This window comes from Serratia sp. C2(1), assembly GCF_036352655.1.
GTDB classification, from domain to species: Bacteria; Pseudomonadota; Gammaproteobacteria; order Enterobacterales; family Enterobacteriaceae; genus Serratia; species Serratia inhibens.
This window is the reverse complement of record NZ_JAZFBA010000007.1, coordinates 107115-125493: the sequence shown is the minus strand read 5'-3', so window position 1 is coordinate 125493 and position 18379 is coordinate 107115. Positions and strand designations below refer to the sequence as shown.

The window sequence follows — 18379 nt, the reverse complement described above, 5'->3', positions numbered from 1 at the left end:
CCTGGCGGCAATAGCGCGGTGGTCCCACCTGACCCCATGCCGAACTCAGAAGTGAAACGCCGTAGCGCCGATGGTAGTGTGGGGTCTCCCCATGCGAGAGTAGGACACTGCCAGGCATCAAATAAAGTCGAAAGCCTCATGCGAAAGCATGGGGCTTTTTGCTTTGGGTTCAGGAAATACCGGACGCAGCTACGCTGCGCCTTTCAACCACTCGACTATGAACTCAGCTATTGTATCGGGCTGGTTTAGATCCAAAGATGTAATCCCAGCAACAGGCCGATCGCTGGCTACCGCAATGACAAACTTATCCAGCATATCCTCCAGCTGTCTGCCTATATTCTCACGATACAAAATGATCTTGCTCACCGGCTCATGTTTAAAGCCTTCCACTAAAATCACATCCACTTTGTTACGGTCAAATCGGCTGGCCAGATAGTGCAGATCAAGTGGCAATTGCTCTGGTGTTTCTGTTATCAGTGCCCATCGGCGATCGCTGGCAACCAGTGTTTGATCGGCGCCAGCCTTACGTAATTCATAACTGTCTTTGCCAGGCGTATCTACATCCATATCATGATGTGTATGTTTAATCAGCCCAACGCGGATTTCCCGCTGTCTCAATAACGGTATTAGCTGCTTAAGCAGCGTGGTTTTACCTGTACCACTATAGGCGGCAATGCCCAGTAAAGGAGGGAGAGGGTTATTCATGGGTGAATCCTTTTTCCTGCTGCCAGCGCTGGCAGTCTTCTCGCGTATTCAGGTTATGGAAAGCCGCTTGTTGACCCGTGAACGGCACCTGGTGTGCGCCTGCTACGTCCAGGAACAGCATCAGTTTTCGATCTCCCCGAGCCAGATAACTCGCCAGCTGAGGCGCGAGGCTGGTATGCATCAGCGCCAAAGTTGGGTGCGCGCGCTTCCCGTCGCTGGCATAGGCGGCCAGTGACTGGCCTTTTTGCTGCCAGAGTTGTTCAACCAGCGTGGTGGGAAAATCGGGCACGTCGCAGGGAACAAATACGACCCATTCAGTGGTGGCATATCTCAGGCCGGCCAGTATGCCGGCCAAAGGGCCGGAAAAGTCTGCCGTTAAATCGCCGATCGTCGGCAGACCACTTTCCTGATAGCGGGCCTGATTACGGTTAGCGCTGATGGCAATCGGGCCTACCTGCGGCCGTAGCCGGGTAAGAACGTGCTTATACAGCGGTATTCCGGCGACCTGAACCAGACCTTTATCCTCCCCTCCCATGCGGGTGGCGCGCCCACCGGCCAGAATAATGCCGGTAATGTCTTCGTGCATATTTCTCATCCTGCATTGTGGCTAACGTCCTGATTGTAGCGCTAAAGCCGGTGTGACATCAGGATTTACCTTTATTGACAAGCAGCTTCTTTCACTGCGTTGGTAAGCCTGTTACTTTGTGTGCTTATTCATTCTATTGGACGATATTGCGATGAAAACGCACCGCGTAAACGAGCTGATTGAGCTGTTACACCCGGCCTGGCAGGAAGATCCGGATCTCAATTTGATTCAGTTTTTGCAAAAACTGGCGCAGGAAGCCGGTTTTCAGGGTGATTTGGCTGAACTGAGTGATGATATTCTGATCTACCACCTGAAAATGCGCGGTAGCGCCGGCACGGAACAAATCCCAGGACTGAAAAAGGATTACGAAGAAGACTTTAAAACGGCCTTGCTGCGCGCCCGTGGCGTTATAAAGGATTAGCATTTGTACGGTAGGGCTGAACCAGTGCTCGTGAAATTTGTCATTAATGCTACTATTTCTCATTCCCGGCACAGTGTTGTCACCCAATGAAACTGAATGTTGTTATGAACAACTCTGCTTTTAATTTTCAAACCTTGTCGCCCGATCTGATCATGGACGCGCTGGAAGGGGTTGGCCTGCGTGTAGATTCCGGGCTAACGGCGCTGAACAGTTATGAAAACCGCGTCTACCAGTTTATGGACGAAGATCGTAAGCGCTACGTGGTGAAGTTTTACCGCCCCGAACGTTGGAGTGCGGCGCAAATTATTGAAGAACACCAGTTCGCCGGGGATCTTGCCCAGGCGGAGATCCCCGCGGTTGCGCCGCTGGTCCTGCAGGGTAATACGCTACATACTCACAGCGGTTTCTTTTTTACCGTATTTCCCAGCGTTGGCGGGCGGCAGTACGAGATCGACAATCTCGATCAACTGGAGTGGGTTGGCCGTTTTCTGGGACGTATTCATCAGGTGGGCAGTGAAAGCCTGTTTGCGGTGCGTCCCACTATGGGGATTGAAGAGTATCTCACCGCGCCGCGTGAGGTGCTGGCTGGCTGTGAATTGTTGCCCAAGGCACAGCGCGATAGCTTCCTGAGCGCGACGGACACTCTGATTGAGGCGATAAAACAACATTGGCATCTGGACTGGTTGCCGCGGCGTTTGCACGGTGACTGCCATCCGGGCAATATCCTGTGGCGTGATGGCCCGCTGTTTGTTGATCTTGACGATGCGCGTAATGGGCCGGCGGTACAGGATCTGTGGATGTTGTTGCACGGTGAGCGCCGTGATCGCCTGATGCAGCTGGACGTTTTGCTGGAGGCTTACTCAGAGTTTGCCGAGTTTGATCAGAGTGAGTTGGCGTTGATCGAGCCGCTGCGTGCCATGCGAATGGTGTACTACCTGGCATGGGTAGCTCGCCGTTGGCAGGATCCCGCATTTTCTAAAAGTTTTCCGTGGATGGCGGAGTCTGATTTCTGGTTATCTCAGACGGCGGCATTTACTGAACAGGTTAAGCTGTTGCAGGAACCCCCTCTGCAGCTGATGCCAATGTATTGAAGCTTTAACATAATGGAGAGTTTAGTCTTATGAAGAAAATATGGTTGGCACTCGTTGGCATGGTAATGGCATTCAGTGCCTCGGCTGCGCAGTTTAGCGATGGTTCTCAGTATGTAACTCTGGACAAACCGGTCACCGGTGAGCCTCAGGTGCTGGAGTTCTTTTCCTTCTATTGCCCGCACTGCTATCAGTTCGAGCAGGTTTATCACGTTTCCGAGAATGTGAAAAAAGCGCTGCCTGTGGGCACCAAAATGACCAAATACCACGTTGAGTTTCTGGGGCCGCTGGGGAAACAGCTGACTCAGGCCTGGGCGGTTGCGATGGCGCTGGGTGTGGAAGATAAAGTGAGCCCGCAGATGTTCGAAGCCGTACAGAAAACTCAGACCGTGCAAACTTCTGATGATATCCGTAACGTGTTTGTCAAAGCGGGCGTGAGTGCTGAAGACTACGATGCAGCCTGGAACAGCTTCGTTGTGAAATCCCTGGTGGTTCAACAGGAAAAAGCTGCGGAAGATCTGCAGCTGCGCGGTGTTCCGGCAGTATTTGTGAACGGTAAGTTTATGGTTAAAAATGATGGCCTGGACACCAGCTCGATGGATGCTTACGTGAAGCAATTCGCCGACGTGGTCAAATTCCTCAGCCAGCAGAAATAACTGAAATTGAAAATGAAAAACGCCGGCTCAGCCGGCGTTTTTTTAACGGTATTGCCGCTTTAACTTATCTAACAGCCTGTCTTTTTCCTGCCATAGCGTATTCAGCCACAGTTGGAAACGCCGTTTAAAGAGCTTGTCGTTAAAGTAATCGCCATGCAGGGTTTCATCGATCGGCAGCAGCTCAATTCTCACCACAATGCGCTTTAACCGGCCGCATAGCATATCCATAAAAGGCCGTTCGCTATTCTCCGGATAAAACAGGGTGACATTTAACACTTTATCGAACTGCTTGCCTAATGCACTGAGCGTAAAAGCAATGCCGGCGGCCTTTGGGGCGAGTAAATTGTGATAAGGGGAGCGGGTTTTAATTTTCTTGGCTTCAGTAAAGCGAGAACCCTCCACAAAATTGACGATAGTGGTCGGGCGTTTACGGAATTTCTCGCAGGAGCGTCGTGTGGTTTCGATATCCCTACCGCATTTTTCCGGATGCTTGAGCAAATAGCCTCGCGAATAGCGCTTCATGAATGGCATATCCAGCGCCCAGCAGGCGAGGCCGACAAAAGGCACCCAGGCTAGCTGTTGCTTGAGAAAGTATTTATTCATGGGAATATGATTACGGAACAGCACGCACAGCACAACAATATCTGACCAGCTTTCATGATTGCTGATAAGCAGATACCAGTTTTTACGTTCCAGCCCCTCCAGCCCTTGAATATCCCAGTGTAGCTGCCGGTTAATACGCAATAGCAGTGCCAATCCCTGACACCAGCACCACATCATAAAATCGGCAAAGGCGGAGATATGTCGCCAGATGGCAGGATAAGGGATCAATAGCTTAACGACACCGGCCAATGCGATGGGGATCGAACACAGCACGGTCACCAAAATGGCAAGCAAGGCAGAAAATATAAAAATAACAGGGGACAGTAGTCTTGGCATGGTTATGGGCTGATGGTAGGTGAGAACCGTGTTATATGCCGGTGCGCATGAACAAAAAAATATTCTAACAGAAACAATAGGAGGAAGGTGCTCGTTACCGGCAACAGTTTTTATAGCTGAAGAAATAATCATTTGCTGCGTTTTCGTGCAACTTGGTCATCTTGTGCTAGGGTAATTGAGGTGCCAAATTTGATTAATGGTGCGATTAAAATCGATCGCAAGTTATATCCACAAATTGTGTAAAAGTCGATAAATACTCCTCGTCAAATTAATGCCATTTAACACCTTGATTTTAATAGGAATTTTATTTCAGATTATAACGATAAACGCATCGTTATAATCTATTTTCTTTTCTATGCACAAAGTTATCCACAGGTAGGATCTTGTGGATCGCTTCGCATAATCACATCATTTTCATCCGCAATGCACGCTAAGGTTCGTCTCAGGCGGCCAGCTATGGCATGCTTACCACTATGTCCGATCACGATAAAGAAACGCTATGGCCCAAATTGCAGAAAACCCATTAATCCTGGTTGACGGTTCCTCTTACCTCTACCGCGCTTATCACGCCTTCCCTCCGCTGACCAATTCCGCGGGCGAACCGACCGGAGCAATGTACGGCGTACTGAATATGCTGCGCAGCCTGCTGTTGCAGTACCAGCCAAGCCATGTTGCGGTGGTGTTTGATGCCAAAGGAAAAACCTTCCGCGATGAGCTGTTCGCAGAGTACAAATCACATCGGCCACCGATGCCGGACGATCTGCGCGCTCAAATCGAGCCACTGCACAAAATGGTCAAGGCCATGGGCCTTCCGCTGTTGGTCACGCCTGGCGTAGAAGCGGATGACGTTATCGGCACGCTGGCTCTGGAAGCCGAAAAGGCCGGCCATGCGGTGTTGATCAGCACGGGCGATAAAGATATGGCGCAGTTGGTCACACCGAACGTTACGCTGATCAACACCATGAATAACACCATTCTTGGTCCGCAAGAAGTGTGCGATAAGTACGGTATTCCGCCGGAGCTGATTATCGACTTCCTGGCGCTGATGGGCGACTCCTCGGATAACATCCCTGGTGTGCCCGGAGTCGGTGAAAAAACCGCACAGGCACTGTTACAGGGGCTTGGCGGGCTGGATGCACTCTATGCCAACCTGGACAACATCGCCACGCTCAGCTTCCGTGGCGCCAAGACCATGGCAGCCAAGCTGGAACAGAACAAAGAGGTGGCGTATCTCTCCTATAAGCTGGCGACCATTAAAACCGATGTAGCGCTGGATCTTTCCTGTGCCGATCTCGAAGTCTCTTCGCAAGACGTCGACACGCTGCAACAGTTGTTCAAACAGTACGAGTTCAAACGTTGGTTGGCGGATGTTGAAGCCGGCATCTGGCTGGAAGGCAAAAAAGGCACCGGCGCGAAAGCGGCCAGTGCGGTGAAACCTGTCGGCGTAGCCGCAGACACCCCAAAAGTTGCTGCGGAAGCGACGCTGTCGCAAGAGGGCTACGTCACTATACTGGACGAGGAGACCTTCGCTGACTGGCTCAAAAAGCTGAAAAAAGCCGAAGTGTTTGCCTTTGATACCGAAACCGACGGTCTGGATACCCTGACGGCCAACCTGATCGGTCTATCCTTTGCCATTGCGCCGGGCGAAGCCGCTTACCTGCCGGTGGCGCATGATTATCTCGATGCGCCGGCGCAGTTGGATCGTGCCTATGTATTGGAAACGCTGAAACCGTTGCTGGAAGACGAGAAAGCGCTGAAGGTCGGTCAGAATCTGAAGTTTGATATGGGTTTGTTGGCGCGTTACGACATCACCCTGCGCGGCATTGCCTTCGACACCATGCTGGAGTCCTATGTGTTGGACAGCGTGGGTGGTCGCCACGACATGGACAGTTTGTCCGATCGCTATCTCGGCCATAAAACCGTGACCTTTGAAGAGATCGCCGGTAAGGGCAAAAAGCAGCTCACCTTCAACCAGATTGCGCTGGAGCAGGCGGCACCTTACACGGCTGAAGATGCCGATGTCACGCTGCAACTGCATTTGGCGATGTGGCCGCAGCTGAAAGAAAGCACCGAGCTGCTGACGGTGTTCAATGAGATTGAAATGCCGCTGCTGCCAGTGCTGTCGCATATCGAACGCACTGGGGTGCTGATTGATCAAAGCATTTTGGCCACCCATTCCATCGAGTTGACCAAGCGTCTGGCCGAGCTGGAAATCCAGGCGCATGAACTGGCGGAAGAGCCTTTTAACCTTGCGTCGACCAAACAGTTGCAGGCGATCCTGTATGAAAAGCAAAAGCTGCCGGTACTGAAGAAAACCCCAGGCGGCGCGCCATCGACCAACGAAGAGGTGCTGGCCGAGTTGGCGCTGGATTATCCGTTGCCGAAGGTGATTCTGGAATACCGTGGGCTGGCGAAGCTAAAAACCACCTATACCGATAAACTCCCGCTGATGATTAACCCGTTCAGCGGGCGGGTGCACACCTCCTACCATCAGGCGGTGACGGCCACCGGGCGTCTCTCCTCCAGCGATCCGAACTTGCAGAACATTCCGGTGCGTAACGAAGAAGGGCGCCGCATCCGGCAGGCATTTATTGCCCCTGAAGGCTACCGCATCGTCGCGGCTGACTACTCGCAGATTGAACTGCGCATCATGGCTCACCTGTCGCAGGACGAGGGGTTGTTGAAGGCTTTTGCTGCCGGTAAAGACATCCACCGGGCTACTGCCGCCGAGGTGTTTGGTCTGCCGCTCGACAAGGTGACGAATGAGCAGCGCCGCAGCGCCAAGGCAATTAACTTTGGCCTGATTTATGGCATGAGCGCATTCGGTCTGGCGCGTCAGTTGGGGATCCCGCGTGGCGAAGCGCAACGCTATATGGATCTTTATTTCGAGCGTTACCCGGGCGTGTTGGAGTATATGGAGCGCACCCGCCAGCAGGCGGCCGAACAGGGGTATGTCAGCACGCTGGATGGTCGTCGCCTGTACCTGCCGGACGTCAGTTCCAGCAATGGCATGCGTCGCAAGGCCGCCGAACGTGCGGCGATCAACGCCCCGATGCAGGGGACGGCAGCCGATATCATCAAGCGTGCGATGATTGAGGTGGACGCCTGGCTGCAAGGTCAGGACGAGCCATTGGTACGTATGATCATGCAGGTACACGATGAACTGGTGTTCGAGGTGCATGAGTCAGCGATTGAGGCGTCCAGTCAGCGCATCCGCGAGTTGATGGAAAACAGCATGACGTTGGCGGTACCGCTGAAAGTGGACGTCGGTGTGGGTGCTAACTGGGATGAAGCCCATTGATAACGTGGTTGCCCACCCGCTAATCCCTCGCCGAGGCGCTAACGGGTGATAACCTGAGCACTTTTCGTAATTTAGCTACAAGATACGGCGATTGTTTCCCCAACCTCGCCGTTATTACGCACTAAGTTGTGTAAGTAAACTACAAAAAATTCTTTTGCACTGCGAAAAAATCATGTAGAGTTACAGGCGTAGGGTACAGAGGTAAGATGTTCTATCTTTCAGACCTTTTACTTCACGTAATCGGATTTGGCTGAATATTTAGCCGCCCCAGTCAGTATTGACTGGGGCGTTTTTTATTGTAAAAACAACACCTACCCATAGTTTTTTCCTATTCTCATCCGCCTGTCATCCGCTGACGAATCCTCTGTTATTGCCCGCCGGTTCCGACGTTGCCGATAAGTCGTCATAAGAAATTATGATGGATTTTTGTCAAAGCTGTAATTAGATAACGAAAATCATTTACTACTATGAATAACAGGCATAAAAAAGCCGATGCGTTTCCACATCGGCTATTGCGGCATCTGCGGCAGGTTACTCGCCGGCAGCGCCGTCGTCTTCCGGTAACACTTCCGGCGGGATCTCGTTAAACCAGGTATTCAGTTTCTGGCTCAGCTTGTCGACACCGATTTTTTTCGGTGAGGAGAAGGCTTCTACCTGGATATCGCCCATAAACGGCACTACCGCTTCGCGCACCATATTGAGCTGCGCTTTACGCGCGCCGGAGGCCAGTTTGTCCGCTTTGGTCAACAGCACCAACACTGGCGTACCGACATCGACTGCCCATTGAATCATCTGCTGGTCGAGATCCTTCAGCGGGTGGCGGATATCCATCAGTACCACCAGGCCTTTCAGGCAGTTGCGCATCTGCAGGTATTCACCCAGCGCTCGCTGCCACTTGCGTTTCATTTCTTCAGGAACTTCGGCGTAGCCATAACCCGGAAGGTCGACCAGGCGGATGCCTTCTTCTACTTCAAACAGGTTGATGAGCTGGGTACGGCCCGGCGTTTTACTGGTACGCGCCAGACCTTTTTGATTGGTCAGGGTATTTAACGCGCTGGATTTACCGGCATTAGAGCGGCCGGCGAAGGCGACTTCAATACCTTCATCCCCCGGAAGATGGCGAATATCGGGCGCACTGGTGACGAAATGGGTCACATGATAATTGTAATTCTTGCTGGTCAAAATTTTTCGTCTCCGCGAGGATGGCTAACTGGTTGGCGATTATAACTGCATCAGCGGCAAAAATGGTGTGTTTCTCTGTTTTTAAGCGCCGGGCCAGCAGGGCGTGGCTGTCACGTCGTCTTGAACGTGTGAGACATTTGCCATTCGAATAGTGGGTAATGTCGCTTTATTCGAAAGTGATTTTTATTCTTTTTATTAAAAAACAAAAAGTTAATATTTCTTCGCGTTATTGATGATAGGCATTCTGCGGCAGATACCTTGAGCCCCCCCCTCAATCGCGTAAAGTAGATTGCAGCACAAGGCTGTGCAGGAGTAAGGAACATCCGGGAAGGGTGACAAACCTCAGGGAACGCACGGGAAGTGCAATGAGTGCCAGGATGACCTCAGCAGGACGCCTTGTTTGCACCTGAATGTGTGAACAACACAAGGATGGTGAAGTTATTGCAATTAGGATGCCCGCAGGAAGCGCGCTCAGGAAGAGTGGATGCGAAAGGATTGCGCGCCATGGACGATTTCCCTTTCAGGATGAAGGACGTAGTAGCAGGGAGTGCGTTTATAGCAGAGGGAAAAACCAGGATGTTGAGTGTGCGCATGGAGTGCGTGGCAGGAATATCCTTCGAAAGAGGGTGAGAAATAGGCGGCAGGTTTAACCTGCCGCCTTTTTTCTTTGTCCGCTTTCTGCTAGATTCCGCCGCAATCGTATAGCATCTCTATACTGAATCTACATACCTAAGAGCGTACGCTATGAACCAGCCATCAAAAGCACCTCGCGCCCCACGCAGCAGCGCGGCGACGTCGAAATCGAAAAAGAAAAGCCGTGTGGAGCTCGATCAGGAAGCCCGCGAACGCAAGCGCTTGAAAAAACGCCGTGGTCTCGCTTCCGGTTCTCGCACCCAGGTTGAGTCTGCTAATCAGAAAAACAAGGCCGAGGCGCAGGTCAAAGATCCGCGTATTGGCAGCAAAGTGCCGGTGGCGCTGGTGGCTGACGCTAAACCAAAAGCCAAACCGCAGCCTAAGCCGAAGGCCGAAGCCAAACCGCGCCTGTCGCCGGAAGAAGAGCTGGCGAAACTGGAAAATGATGAGCGTTTGGATGCGTTGCTGGATCGTATCGACGACGGCGCGACACTGAACGCCGAAGATCAGGCGTACGTTGACCAGACGCTGGATCGCATCGATGCGCTGATGGAGCAATTGGGCATTGAGCTGGGCGACGACGAAGACGATGAAAAAGAAGAAAAGCAGGAAGACATCCTGAAACTGCTGAAAGGCGGTAACCCGAAAGACGTATTTTAACGTGCCATGTGGCCGATCCTGATAATAGCCCTACTCTTGATGTGTTATCTGCTGTGGTTATTCGGTAAACTATGGCAGCTGTCTAAACGCAAAACGCGTTTTCGCAGCGCTTCCGCGGCCAGACAGCGTAGACAACTGCCCATTTCCCGGCCCGGTAGGAAAAAATATCGGAAGGAGTGAGCATGTCAGAGCAGGCAATCGTCTGGGATCTGGCCCTGATCCAGAAATATAACTATTCAGGGCCGCGTTATACCTCATACCCCACGGCGCTGGAGTTTAACCAGGGTTACGACGAAGCGGCGTTTCAACGCGCCGCAGCGCGTTATCCCGAGCGTCCGTTGTCACTGTACGTGCATATTCCGTTCTGCCATAAACTCTGTTATTTCTGCGGCTGCAACAAGCTGGTGACGCGTCAGACGCACAAAGCGGACGAGTATCTGGCGGTGCTGGCGCGTGAAATCGCCCAGCGGGCCCCATTATTTTCCGGGCGTAAGGTTGGCCAGATGCACTGGGGCGGTGGCACACCAACTTACCTCAGTAAGTCGCAAATCAGCAGATTGACGGCGATGCTGCGACAACACTTTGATTTCCTGCCCGATGCGGAAATGTCGATCGAGGTCGATCCGCGCGAGATTGAACTGGACGTACTCGATCATTTACGCAGCGAAGGTTTCAACCGCCTGAGCATGGGGGTGCAGGACTTCAATAAAGAGGTTCAGCGGCTGGTGAACCGCGAGCAGGATGAGGAGTTTATCTTTGCCCTGATCGCTCGCGCCAAGGCACTGGGATTTAATTCCACCAATATCGATTTGATTTACGGGCTGCCAAAACAGACGCCGGAGAGTTTTGCATTCACCCTGGAGCGGGTGGCGGAGCTAAACCCGGATCGCCTCAGCGTATTCAACTATGCGCATTTGCCGAGTCTGTTCGCGGCACAGCGCAAGATCAAGGATGCCGACTTGCCGAGTGCTCAGCAGAAACTGGATATCCTGCAACAGACCATCGCTTCTCTGACGGAGGCCGGTTACCAGTTTATCGGCATGGATCACTTTGCTCGCCCGGAGGATGAGCTGGCGGTAGCCCAGCGCGAAGGCAAGCTGCACCGCAATTTCCAGGGCTATACCACGCAGGGCGACAGCGATCTGCTGGGGTTGGGCGTTTCCGCCATTAGCATGTTAGGCGACAGCTATGCGCAGAACCAGAAAGAGCTGAAGGCCTATTACAGCAGCGTTGAGGCGCAGGGCAATGCGCTGTGGCGTGGCTTGGCGATGACGGAAGACGACTGCCTGCGGCGTGAAGTAATCAAAACGCTGATCTGCAACTTCCAATTGGGCTATCGCGCGATAGAACAGCAGTACGCTATCGACTTCGCCGCTTACTTTGCCGAAGACTTGCAACTGCTGGCACCCTTTGAACGCGATGGGCTGGTGGAGCGTGATGAGCAAGGCATTCGCGTAACGCCACGCGGCCGTTTGCTGATCCGCAATATTTGCATGTGTTTTGATCTCTATCTGCGTCAGCAGGCGCGCATCCAGCAGTTCTCGCGGGTTATTTGATGCATAAAAAAACGGCCGCTGATGCGGCCGCTTTTTCAACTGAAGAAATTAATCAGTGCTGCGCACAGCACCGCAGCAACGGCTGCCTGCGGCGTGTGACTGGCGGAAGAGCCAAGCTCTGCGCCTTGGGAAATAAATACGATGAATGAATCCAACATCCTGAGCCTCCAGAGTGTGCGACTCGATCATACTTCGGCCATGCAGGCTGTAAAGCCTGGGGTAGCCGTTTTTTTGTGCGCTTGATTGTATTTTTTATAATCAATGACGCAAACTATTCCATTCCCAGCTCTTTCAATTTCCGCGTTAAGGTATTGCGCCCCCAGCCCAGTAGCCGGGCGGCTTCTTGCTTATGCCCTTGGGTATGACGTAGCGCGGTGGTGAGCAGCGTACGCTCCATCTCCGGTTGGGCTTCCGACAAGAGGTTTTGATGACCGGAACGCAGGGCGCGATCGGCCCACTGCGCCAGCAGCGTAGCCCAACTGTCCGGCAGGCTGTGGCCGGCGGCTTCCGGTGCGGAGGTTTCAAACAGCTCGCTCGGCAGATCCTGGATCAGCACTTCCTGTCCGGCGGCCATCACGGTCAGCCAGCGGCAGGTATTTTCCAACTGACGCACGTTCCCTGGCCATGGCAGGCGGGTCAGTGCGGTTTCGGTTTCCGGATGCAGATTCTTCGCTTCAACGCCCAGCTCTTTTGCCGCTACCTGCAGGAAGTAGCGCGCCAGACGCGGAATATCCTCACGACGCTCGCGCAGAGGCGGCAGGTGCACGCGGATCACATTCAGGCGGTGGAACAAGTCCTCGCGGAATTTGCCTTCCTGGACCCGCTGCTCCAGGTTTTGGTGCGTGGCGGCGATGATACGTACGTCCACCTTCACCGGCGCATAACCGCCGACCCGGTAGAATTGGCCGTCTGCCAGCACACGCAGCAAGCGGGTTTGAACGTCCAGCGGCATATCGCCGATTTCGTCCAGGAACAACGTGCCGCCGTCGGCCTGCTCAAAACGGCCCTGACGGATTTGATTGGCGCCGGTAAAGGCCCCTTTCTCATGGCCGAACAGTTCGGATTCGATCAGGTCTTTGGGGATCGCCGCCATGTTCAGCGCGATAAAAGGCGATTTGGCGCGCGGGCTGTGGCGATGCAAGGCATGGGCCACCAACTCTTTACCGGTCCCTGATTCGCCGTTGATCAGCACGCTGATCGACGAACGCGACAGACGGCCGATGATGCGGAAAACATCCTGCATCGCCGGCGCCTCACCGATAATGTCCGCCGCCGGATCGTTGGCCGGCTGGCTGCGCGCCGGCTGTTGCTGTTCCTGATAGTGGCTGATGGCGCGTTCTACCAGCGCCACCGCTTCATCGATATCAAAGGGTTTGGGCAGATAATCGAACGCCCCTTGCTGGTAGGCGCTGACGGCGGCGTCCAGATCCGAATGTGCGGTCATTATGATGACCGGTAACATAGGGTGGCGCTGTTTGATCTGCTTGAGTAACGCTAAACCATCCATACCCGGCATGCGGATGTCAGACAGCAACACGTCGGGAGTTTGCGTGGCCAATGCTTCCAGCACTGCATTGCCACTGTCGAAGGTGGCGCAGCTCACACCCGCTCCAGTGAGCGCGCGTTCAAGCACCCAGCGGATGGAGCTATCGTCATCGACGATCCAGACTATCCCTCGTTGCATAGAAAACCTCACTGGCGAATAGGCAGGTAAACCGAAAATTCGGTATGTCCTGGCCAACTGTTAAATTCAATTTTTCCGCAATGCTGATCGATAAGATTACGGGCGATGGATAAACCCAGGCCGGTACCGCCTTCGCGGCCGCTGACCATCGGGTAGAACAGGGTGTCCTGTAACTGCGCCGGTACGCCGGGGCCGTCATCTTCTATATCGATACGTGCCGCCAATCGATAGCGAGTGCCGTGCAGGGTTATCTGGAACGCGGTGCGGGTGCGCAGCGTGATAGTGCCACCTTCCTCGCCCAGTGCCTGCAGAGCATTGCGGGTAATGTTCAGTAATACCTGTTCGATCTGGTCCGGATCGTGCGCCATTTCCGGCAGGCTGGGGTCATAGTCGCGCACCAGCGTCACGTTGTCCGGTTTCTCCAGCGACACCAGCTGGCATACTCGTTCCGCCACCTGATGAATGCTCTGGGTAATGTGCTGGCCTGGCCGTTGCGGCCCCAGCAAACGATCGACCAGGTTGCGCAGGCGATCGGCCTGTTCAATGATCACTTTGGTGTATTCGGTCAGCGCCGGGTCGGGGAGTGCCTTGGCCAGCAATTGTGCTGCGCCGCGCAAGCCGCCAAGCGGATTTTTGATTTCGTGCGCCAGGCCGCGTACCAGATCGCGGGCCGCCACCTGCTGGGCGTGTTGCAATTGTTCCTGGCTCAGACGGCGTTGGTTATCCATGGGCGCCAGCTCAACCAGAATAAAGCCTTCAGGCAGCGCCTGAGCGGTCAGGGAGAGGATATGCGCACGGCCGTCAACCACCAGGGTGACTTCGCTATCGGTAAAACCCTGGCCGGCACGCAGGCTCTCACGCATCAGATCGACGTTCAGCGAGAAATAACCCAGCAGGTCGGGCAGTGGTGTACCGAAAAGTTTACGGGAACTTTGCGCCAGCAGTTGTTGTGCCGCCGGATTGGCATAATGAACCGCCAGATCATCATCCAACAGCAGGATGCTGTTGATGAGAGAATTGAGGATCTGCCCAGCATCGGGCAGCTTGCCAGTTGCCATACAGCAGACTCCTGCACCTTTTTAGTGCATCTATGCTACCCCATCCGCGATGCGTGCGGTATGGAATAGTTTTGCAGAAAATACGGTGGAGAAAAAAACCCATCCGAAGATGGGCTGAAAGTTTCCACGGCAACAAAAAAACGACAACTAAAATGTGGTGCGCCATCCGCAGATGGCGCGGTAAGGCTTAAACGCTGTAGTACAGTTCGAACTCAACCGGATGCGGCGTCATGCGAACGCGGTCCATTTCTTCTTTGCGCAGGTCGATGTAAGCGTCGATTGCGTCGTCGGTGAATACGCCACCACGGGTCAGGAACTCACGGTCTTCGCTCAGTGCAGCCAGCGCTTCGTCCAGAGAACCTGCAACTTTTGGAATTTCAGCTTCTTCTTCCGGCGGCAGGTCATACAGGTTTTTGTCCATCGCATCGCCAGGGTGGATTTTGTTAATCACGCCATCCAGGCCTGCCATCAGCAGAGCCGCGAAGCACAGGTATGGGTTAGCCGCTGGATCCGGGAAACGGGCTTCGATACGGCGCGCTTTCGGGCTGGCAACCACTGGGATACGGATGGAAGCGGAACGGTTACGGGCTGAGTAAGCCAGCATGACCGGCGCTTCGTAGCCTGGGACCAGACGCTTGTAAGAGTTGGTGGTCGGGTTGGCCAAGGCATTGATCGCTTTAGCGTGCTTGATGATACCGCCGATGTAGAACAGGGCAGTTTCAGACAGGCCGCCGTATTTGTCGCCAGCGAACAGGTTGGTGCCGTTCTTGGACAGCGACATGTGGCAGTGCATACCTGAGCCGTTATCACCGAACATAGGTTTCGGCATGAAGGTCGCGGTTTTGCCAAATGCGTGAGCCACGTTGTGAACCACGTATTTGTAGATTTGGATTTCGTCGGCTTTCTTGGTCATGGTGTTGAAGCGGGTTGCCACTTCGTTCTGACCCGCGGTTGCCACTTCGTGGTGGTGCGCTTCGACCACCAGACCCATTTCTTCCATGGTCAGACACATGGTAGAACGGATGTCCTGTGAAGAATCGACCGGAGGAACCGGGAAGTAACCGCCTTTTACAGCCGGACGGTGGCCTTTGTTGCCGCCATCGTATTTGGTGCCGGAGTTCCATGCGCCTTCGACATCGTCGATAGCCACGTGAGAACCACGGATGCTGCTGCCGAAACGGATATCGTCGAACAGGAAGAACTCAGGCTCTGGCCCGAACAGTACGGTGTCCGCGATGCCGGAAGAGCGCAGGAAGTCTTCTGCACGCTTGGAAATGGAACGCGGGTCACGGTCGTAGCCCTGCATGGTGCCTGGCTCGAGAATATCGCAGCGAATAATCAGGGTGGATTCTTCGAAGAACGGATCCAGCACCGCAGTACTGGCGTCTGGCATCAGCACCATGTCAGATTCGTTGATGCCTTTCCAACCGCCGATCGAGGAGCCGTCAAACATTTTACCTTCTTCGAAGAAGTCGGCATTCACCTGATGAGCAGGGATGGTGACGTGTTGTTCTTTACCCTTGGTGTCAGTGAAACGCAGGTCTACGAATTTCACTTCATGCTCATTCAGCATCGTCAAAACGTGTTCAGCGGACATACTTAACTCTCCCGGATTTATCATTGTCGTCGTCGTGGAACGAATCTGTGGAACTGGCTGTTTTTGCCTTGAATAGACTAAAGCGAAAACTGTGCCAACTTTGCAAAAGCGCTTTAATGGCCTCCCTGCGCGGGTTTTGCACAGAATCAGTATGCACCATTAGTGATGCATTGCACTTAAATGGTGCAATTAGAGTGGTGTGGGGCACTGCAATGGTGCAAAAGTGCACCAACTGCTGCTTTTTGCACCGTGAAAGGGATCACAAACTGACCTGTACACAGTTGTTTATAAGAGACTGTTGTGATCTTGTTTAGTACCTCGCTTAATACGTGTACAATAGCGCGCTATTTCTAATGCCTGAGGCAAAGCTGTGATCGAAAATTTGCGTAACATCGCCATTATTGCCCACGTTGACCATGGTAAAACCACCCTGGTTGATAAGCTGCTGCAACAATCCGGTACTTTCGGAGAGCGTGTAGAAGCCACCGAACGCGTAATGGACTCCAACGATTTGGAGAAAGAGCGTGGGATTACCATCCTCGCAAAAAACACCGCCATTAATTGGAAAGACTACCGCATCAACATCGTGGATACCCCAGGACACGCCGACTTCGGCGGTGAGGTTGAGCGTGTGATGTCAATGGTTGACTCGGTGCTGCTGGTTGTGGATGCAATGGATGGCCCAATGCCGCAAACCCGCTTCGTGACCAAAAAAGCCTTCGCTAATGGTCTGAAGCCGATCGTGGTAATCAACAAGGTTGACCGTCCGGGCGCACGTCCTGACTGGGTTGTCGATCAGGTCTTTGACCTGTTCGTTAACCTCGACGCGACCGATGAACAGCTCGACTTCCCAATCATCTATGCTTCTGCATTGATGGGTATCGCGGGCACCGACCACAACGAGATGGCGGAAGACATGACTCCGCTGTATCAGGCGATCGTAGACCACGTGTCTGCGCCGCAGGTTGAGCTCGAAGCGCCGTTCCAGATGCAGATCTCTCAGCTGGACTACAACAACTACGTTGGCGTTATCGGTATCGGCCGTATCAAGCGCGGTAAGGTCAAACCTAACCAGCAGATCACTATCATTGATAGCGAAGGCAAAACCCGTAACGGTAAAGTCGCAAAAGTTCTGACCCACATGGGTCTGGAGCGTATCGAAGCGGCCGTGGCTGAAGCTGGCGACATCATCGCTATCACCGGTCTGGGCGAGTTGAACATCTCCGACACCATCTGTGACACCAACGCCGTTGAAGCGCTGCCTGCACTGTCTGTTGATGAACCGACCGTTACCATGTACTTCAACGTCAACACCTCTCCGTTCTGCGGTAAAGAAGGCAAGTACGTGACTTCACGTCAGATCCTCGACCGTCTGAACAAAGAGCTGGTGCACAACGTGGCACTGCGCGTTGAAGAAACCGAAGATGCTGACGCGTTCCGCGTATCGGGCCGTGGTGAGCTTCACCTGTCGGTTCTGATCGAAAACATGCGTCGTGAAGGTTTCGAGCTGGCGGTTTCCCGTCCTAAAGTTATCAACCGTAAAATCGATGGCCGCATGCAAGAGCCATTCGAGAACGTGACGCTGGATATCGAAGAACAGCACCAGGGTTCAGTCATGCAAGCCATGGGTGAGCGCAAAGGTGACGTTAAGGACATGATCCCAGACGGCAAAGGTCGTATTCGCCTGGATTATCTGATCCCTGCGCGTGGCCTGATCGGCTTCCGTACCGAGTTCATGACCATGACTTCCGGTACCGGTCTGCTGTACTCCACCTTCAGCCACTACGACGATGTGCGCCAGGGCGAAATCGGCCAGCGTCAGAACGGCGTGCTGATCTCCAACGGCCAGGGTAAAGCGGTAGCGTTCGCCCTGTTCGGTCTGCAAGATCGCGGCAAGCTGTTCCTGGGCCACGGTGCGGAAGTGTATGAAGGCCAGATCATCGGTATTCACTCACGTTCCAACGACCTGACCGTAAACTGCCTGACCGGCAAGAAGCTGACCAACATGCGTGCTTCCGGTACTGACGAAGCCACTACTCTGGTTCCGGCTATCAAGATGACTCTGGAGCAAGCTCTGGAATTCATCGATGATGACGAACTGGTAGAAGTAACGCCAACGTCCGTACGTATTCGTAAACGTCACCTGACGGAAAACGATCGTAAGCGTGCAAGCCGCGGTCCTAAAGACGCTTAATCGCTGATTTAGTGTTCCATGCTTAGGGCGCAGTTGATTCTTGCGCCCTGAGTTTTTTCCTCTACCTTTCCCCCTTTCTGCCGCGCGCTATGCGCTTTTCCACCTGCTCTCTGTTCAGC

Annotated in this window: 16 protein-coding genes and 1 rRNA gene; 9 read left to right on the top strand and 8 right to left on the bottom strand. The window is 53.5% G+C overall.

Going from position 1 to position 18379, the window contains the following annotated elements; genetic code table 11:
* Positions 1-116: ribosomal RNA gene (rrf, locus tag V2S86_RS24450) — 5S ribosomal RNA — on the top strand.
* A gap of 73 nt (positions 117-189) precedes the next feature.
* Here rrf and mobB read toward each other — a convergent pair.
* Together mobB and mobA are read right to left on the bottom strand one after the other, a co-directional pair.
* Entirely contained in the window at positions 190-705 is a 516-nt protein-coding gene (mobB, locus tag V2S86_RS24445) for a molybdopterin-guanine dinucleotide biosynthesis protein MobB (protein WP_330764502.1), read from the bottom strand.
* Positions 698-1291, bottom strand: coding sequence for a molybdenum cofactor guanylyltransferase MobA (mobA, locus tag V2S86_RS24440; RefSeq protein ID WP_330764501.1), 594 nt, complete (start codon positions 1289-1291; stop codon positions 698-700). The genes mobB and mobA overlap by 8 nt, the downstream gene beginning before the upstream one ends.
* A gap of 151 nt (positions 1292-1442) precedes the next feature.
* On the opposite strand from mobA, the gene V2S86_RS24435 reads away from it, so the two are divergent.
* From V2S86_RS24435 to dsbA, 3 genes are all read left to right on the top strand, one after another.
* Positions 1443-1712 carry a YihD family protein gene (locus tag V2S86_RS24435; RefSeq protein ID WP_004953469.1) on the top strand — a complete coding sequence of 90 codons (270 nt, stop codon included), beginning with the start codon at positions 1443-1445 and terminating at the stop codon, positions 1710-1712.
* 104 nt (positions 1713-1816) lie between these two features.
* Positions 1817-2803 (top strand): serine/threonine protein kinase, encoded by a 987-nt coding sequence (locus V2S86_RS24430; RefSeq protein WP_330764500.1) that lies wholly within the window; start codon positions 1817-1819, stop codon positions 2801-2803.
* Positions 2804-2832: 29 nt separating this feature from the next.
* Entirely contained in the window at positions 2833-3456 is a 624-nt protein-coding gene (gene dsbA / locus V2S86_RS24425) for a thiol:disulfide interchange protein DsbA (protein ID WP_330764499.1), read from the top strand.
* A 42-nt stretch (positions 3457-3498) separates the two neighbouring features.
* On the opposite strand, the gene V2S86_RS24420 is transcribed toward dsbA, so the two are convergent.
* Positions 3499-4395 (bottom strand): acyltransferase, encoded by an 897-nt coding sequence (locus tag V2S86_RS24420; RefSeq protein ID WP_330764506.1) that lies wholly within the window; start codon positions 4393-4395, stop codon positions 3499-3501.
* A 499-nt stretch (positions 4396-4894) separates the two neighbouring features.
* On the opposite strand from V2S86_RS24420, the gene polA reads away from it, so the two are divergent.
* Positions 4895-7696 carry a DNA polymerase I gene (gene polA, locus V2S86_RS24415; RefSeq protein ID WP_330764498.1) on the top strand — a complete coding sequence of 934 codons (2802 nt, stop codon included), beginning with the start codon at positions 4895-4897 and terminating at the stop codon, positions 7694-7696.
* 206 nt (positions 7697-7902) lie between these two features.
* Positions 7903-7950 carry a spot 42 RNA, inhibition of DNA synthesis gene (locus V2S86_RS25510; RefSeq protein ID WP_071892919.1) on the top strand — a complete coding sequence of 16 codons (48 nt, stop codon included), beginning with the start codon at positions 7903-7905 and terminating at the stop codon, positions 7948-7950.
* 277 nt (positions 7951-8227) lie between these two features.
* Here V2S86_RS25510 and yihA read toward each other — a convergent pair whose 3' ends face one another.
* Positions 8228-8878: a ribosome biogenesis GTP-binding protein YihA/YsxC gene (gene yihA, locus V2S86_RS24410; protein WP_330764497.1), complete on the bottom strand. Its 651-nt coding sequence runs from the start codon at positions 8876-8878 to the stop codon at positions 8228-8230.
* Positions 8879-9622: 744 nt separating this feature from the next.
* Between yihA and yihI the strand changes: the two genes are divergently transcribed.
* Positions 9623-10171, top strand: a complete 549-nt coding sequence (gene yihI / locus V2S86_RS24405; protein ID WP_330764496.1) for a Der GTPase-activating protein YihI — start codon at positions 9623-9625, stop codon at positions 10169-10171.
* 182 nt (positions 10172-10353) lie between these two features.
* A complete protein-coding gene (gene hemN, locus V2S86_RS24400) occupies positions 10354-11727 on the top strand; it encodes an oxygen-independent coproporphyrinogen III oxidase (RefSeq protein ID WP_330764495.1) in 1374 nt (457 codons plus the stop codon).
* A gap of 35 nt (positions 11728-11762) precedes the next feature.
* Here the strand turns inward: hemN and V2S86_RS24395 are convergent, their stop codons facing one another.
* The 4 genes from V2S86_RS24395 to glnA all read right to left on the bottom strand — a co-directional run bounded on the left by V2S86_RS24395 (position 11763) and on the right by glnA (position 16066).
* Positions 11763-11885 (bottom strand): YshB family small membrane protein, encoded by a 123-nt coding sequence (locus V2S86_RS24395; protein WP_006320185.1) that lies wholly within the window; start codon positions 11883-11885, stop codon positions 11763-11765.
* A 113-nt stretch (positions 11886-11998) separates the two neighbouring features.
* A complete protein-coding gene (gene glnG, locus V2S86_RS24390; RefSeq protein ID WP_330764494.1) occupies positions 11999-13411 on the bottom strand; it encodes a nitrogen regulation protein NR(I) in 1413 nt (470 codons plus the stop codon).
* An 8-nt stretch (positions 13412-13419) separates the two neighbouring features.
* Positions 13420-14469 carry a nitrogen regulation protein NR(II) gene (gene glnL / locus V2S86_RS24385; protein WP_330764493.1) on the bottom strand — a complete coding sequence of 350 codons (1050 nt, stop codon included), beginning with the start codon at positions 14467-14469 and terminating at the stop codon, positions 13420-13422.
* 187 nt (positions 14470-14656) lie between these two features.
* Positions 14657-16066, bottom strand: a complete 1410-nt coding sequence (gene glnA, locus V2S86_RS24380; RefSeq protein ID WP_004953429.1) for a glutamate--ammonia ligase — start codon at positions 16064-16066, stop codon at positions 14657-14659.
* Between the two features lie 370 nt (positions 16067-16436).
* Between glnA and typA the strand changes: the two genes are divergently transcribed.
* Entirely contained in the window at positions 16437-18260 is a 1824-nt protein-coding gene (gene typA / locus V2S86_RS24375; protein ID WP_126486128.1) for a ribosome-dependent GTPase TypA, read from the top strand.
* Positions 18261-18379: the final 119 nt, after the last annotated feature.

Coding starts and splice junctions, on each gene's coding strand:
- mobB (WP_330764502.1), bottom strand. CDS start 705: ATGAATAACCCTCTCCCTCCTTTACTGGGCATTGCCGCCTATAGTGGT.
- mobA (WP_330764501.1), bottom strand. CDS start 1,291: ATGCACGAAGACATTACCGGCATTATTCTGGCCGGTGGGCGCGCCACC.
- V2S86_RS24435 (WP_004953469.1), top strand. CDS start 1,443: ATGAAAACGCACCGCGTAAACGAGCTGATTGAGCTGTTACACCCGGCC.
- V2S86_RS24430 (WP_330764500.1), top strand. CDS start 1,817: ATGAACAACTCTGCTTTTAATTTTCAAACCTTGTCGCCCGATCTGATC.
- dsbA (WP_330764499.1), top strand. CDS start 2,833: ATGAAGAAAATATGGTTGGCACTCGTTGGCATGGTAATGGCATTCAGT.
- V2S86_RS24420 (WP_330764506.1), bottom strand. CDS start 4,395: ATGCCAAGACTACTGTCCCCTGTTATTTTTATATTTTCTGCCTTGCTT.
- polA (WP_330764498.1), top strand. CDS start 4,895: ATGGCCCAAATTGCAGAAAACCCATTAATCCTGGTTGACGGTTCCTCT.
- yihI (WP_330764496.1), top strand. CDS start 9,623: ATGAACCAGCCATCAAAAGCACCTCGCGCCCCACGCAGCAGCGCGGCG.
- hemN (WP_330764495.1), top strand. CDS start 10,354: ATGTCAGAGCAGGCAATCGTCTGGGATCTGGCCCTGATCCAGAAATAT.
- V2S86_RS24395 (WP_006320185.1), bottom strand. CDS start 11,885: ATGTTGGATTCATTCATCGTATTTATTTCCCAAGGCGCAGAGCTTGGC.
- glnG (WP_330764494.1), bottom strand. CDS start 13,411: ATGCAACGAGGGATAGTCTGGATCGTCGATGACGATAGCTCCATCCGC.
- glnL (WP_330764493.1), bottom strand. CDS start 14,469: ATGGCAACTGGCAAGCTGCCCGATGCTGGGCAGATCCTCAATTCTCTC.
- glnA (WP_004953429.1), bottom strand. CDS start 16,066: ATGTCCGCTGAACACGTTTTGACGATGCTGAATGAGCATGAAGTGAAA.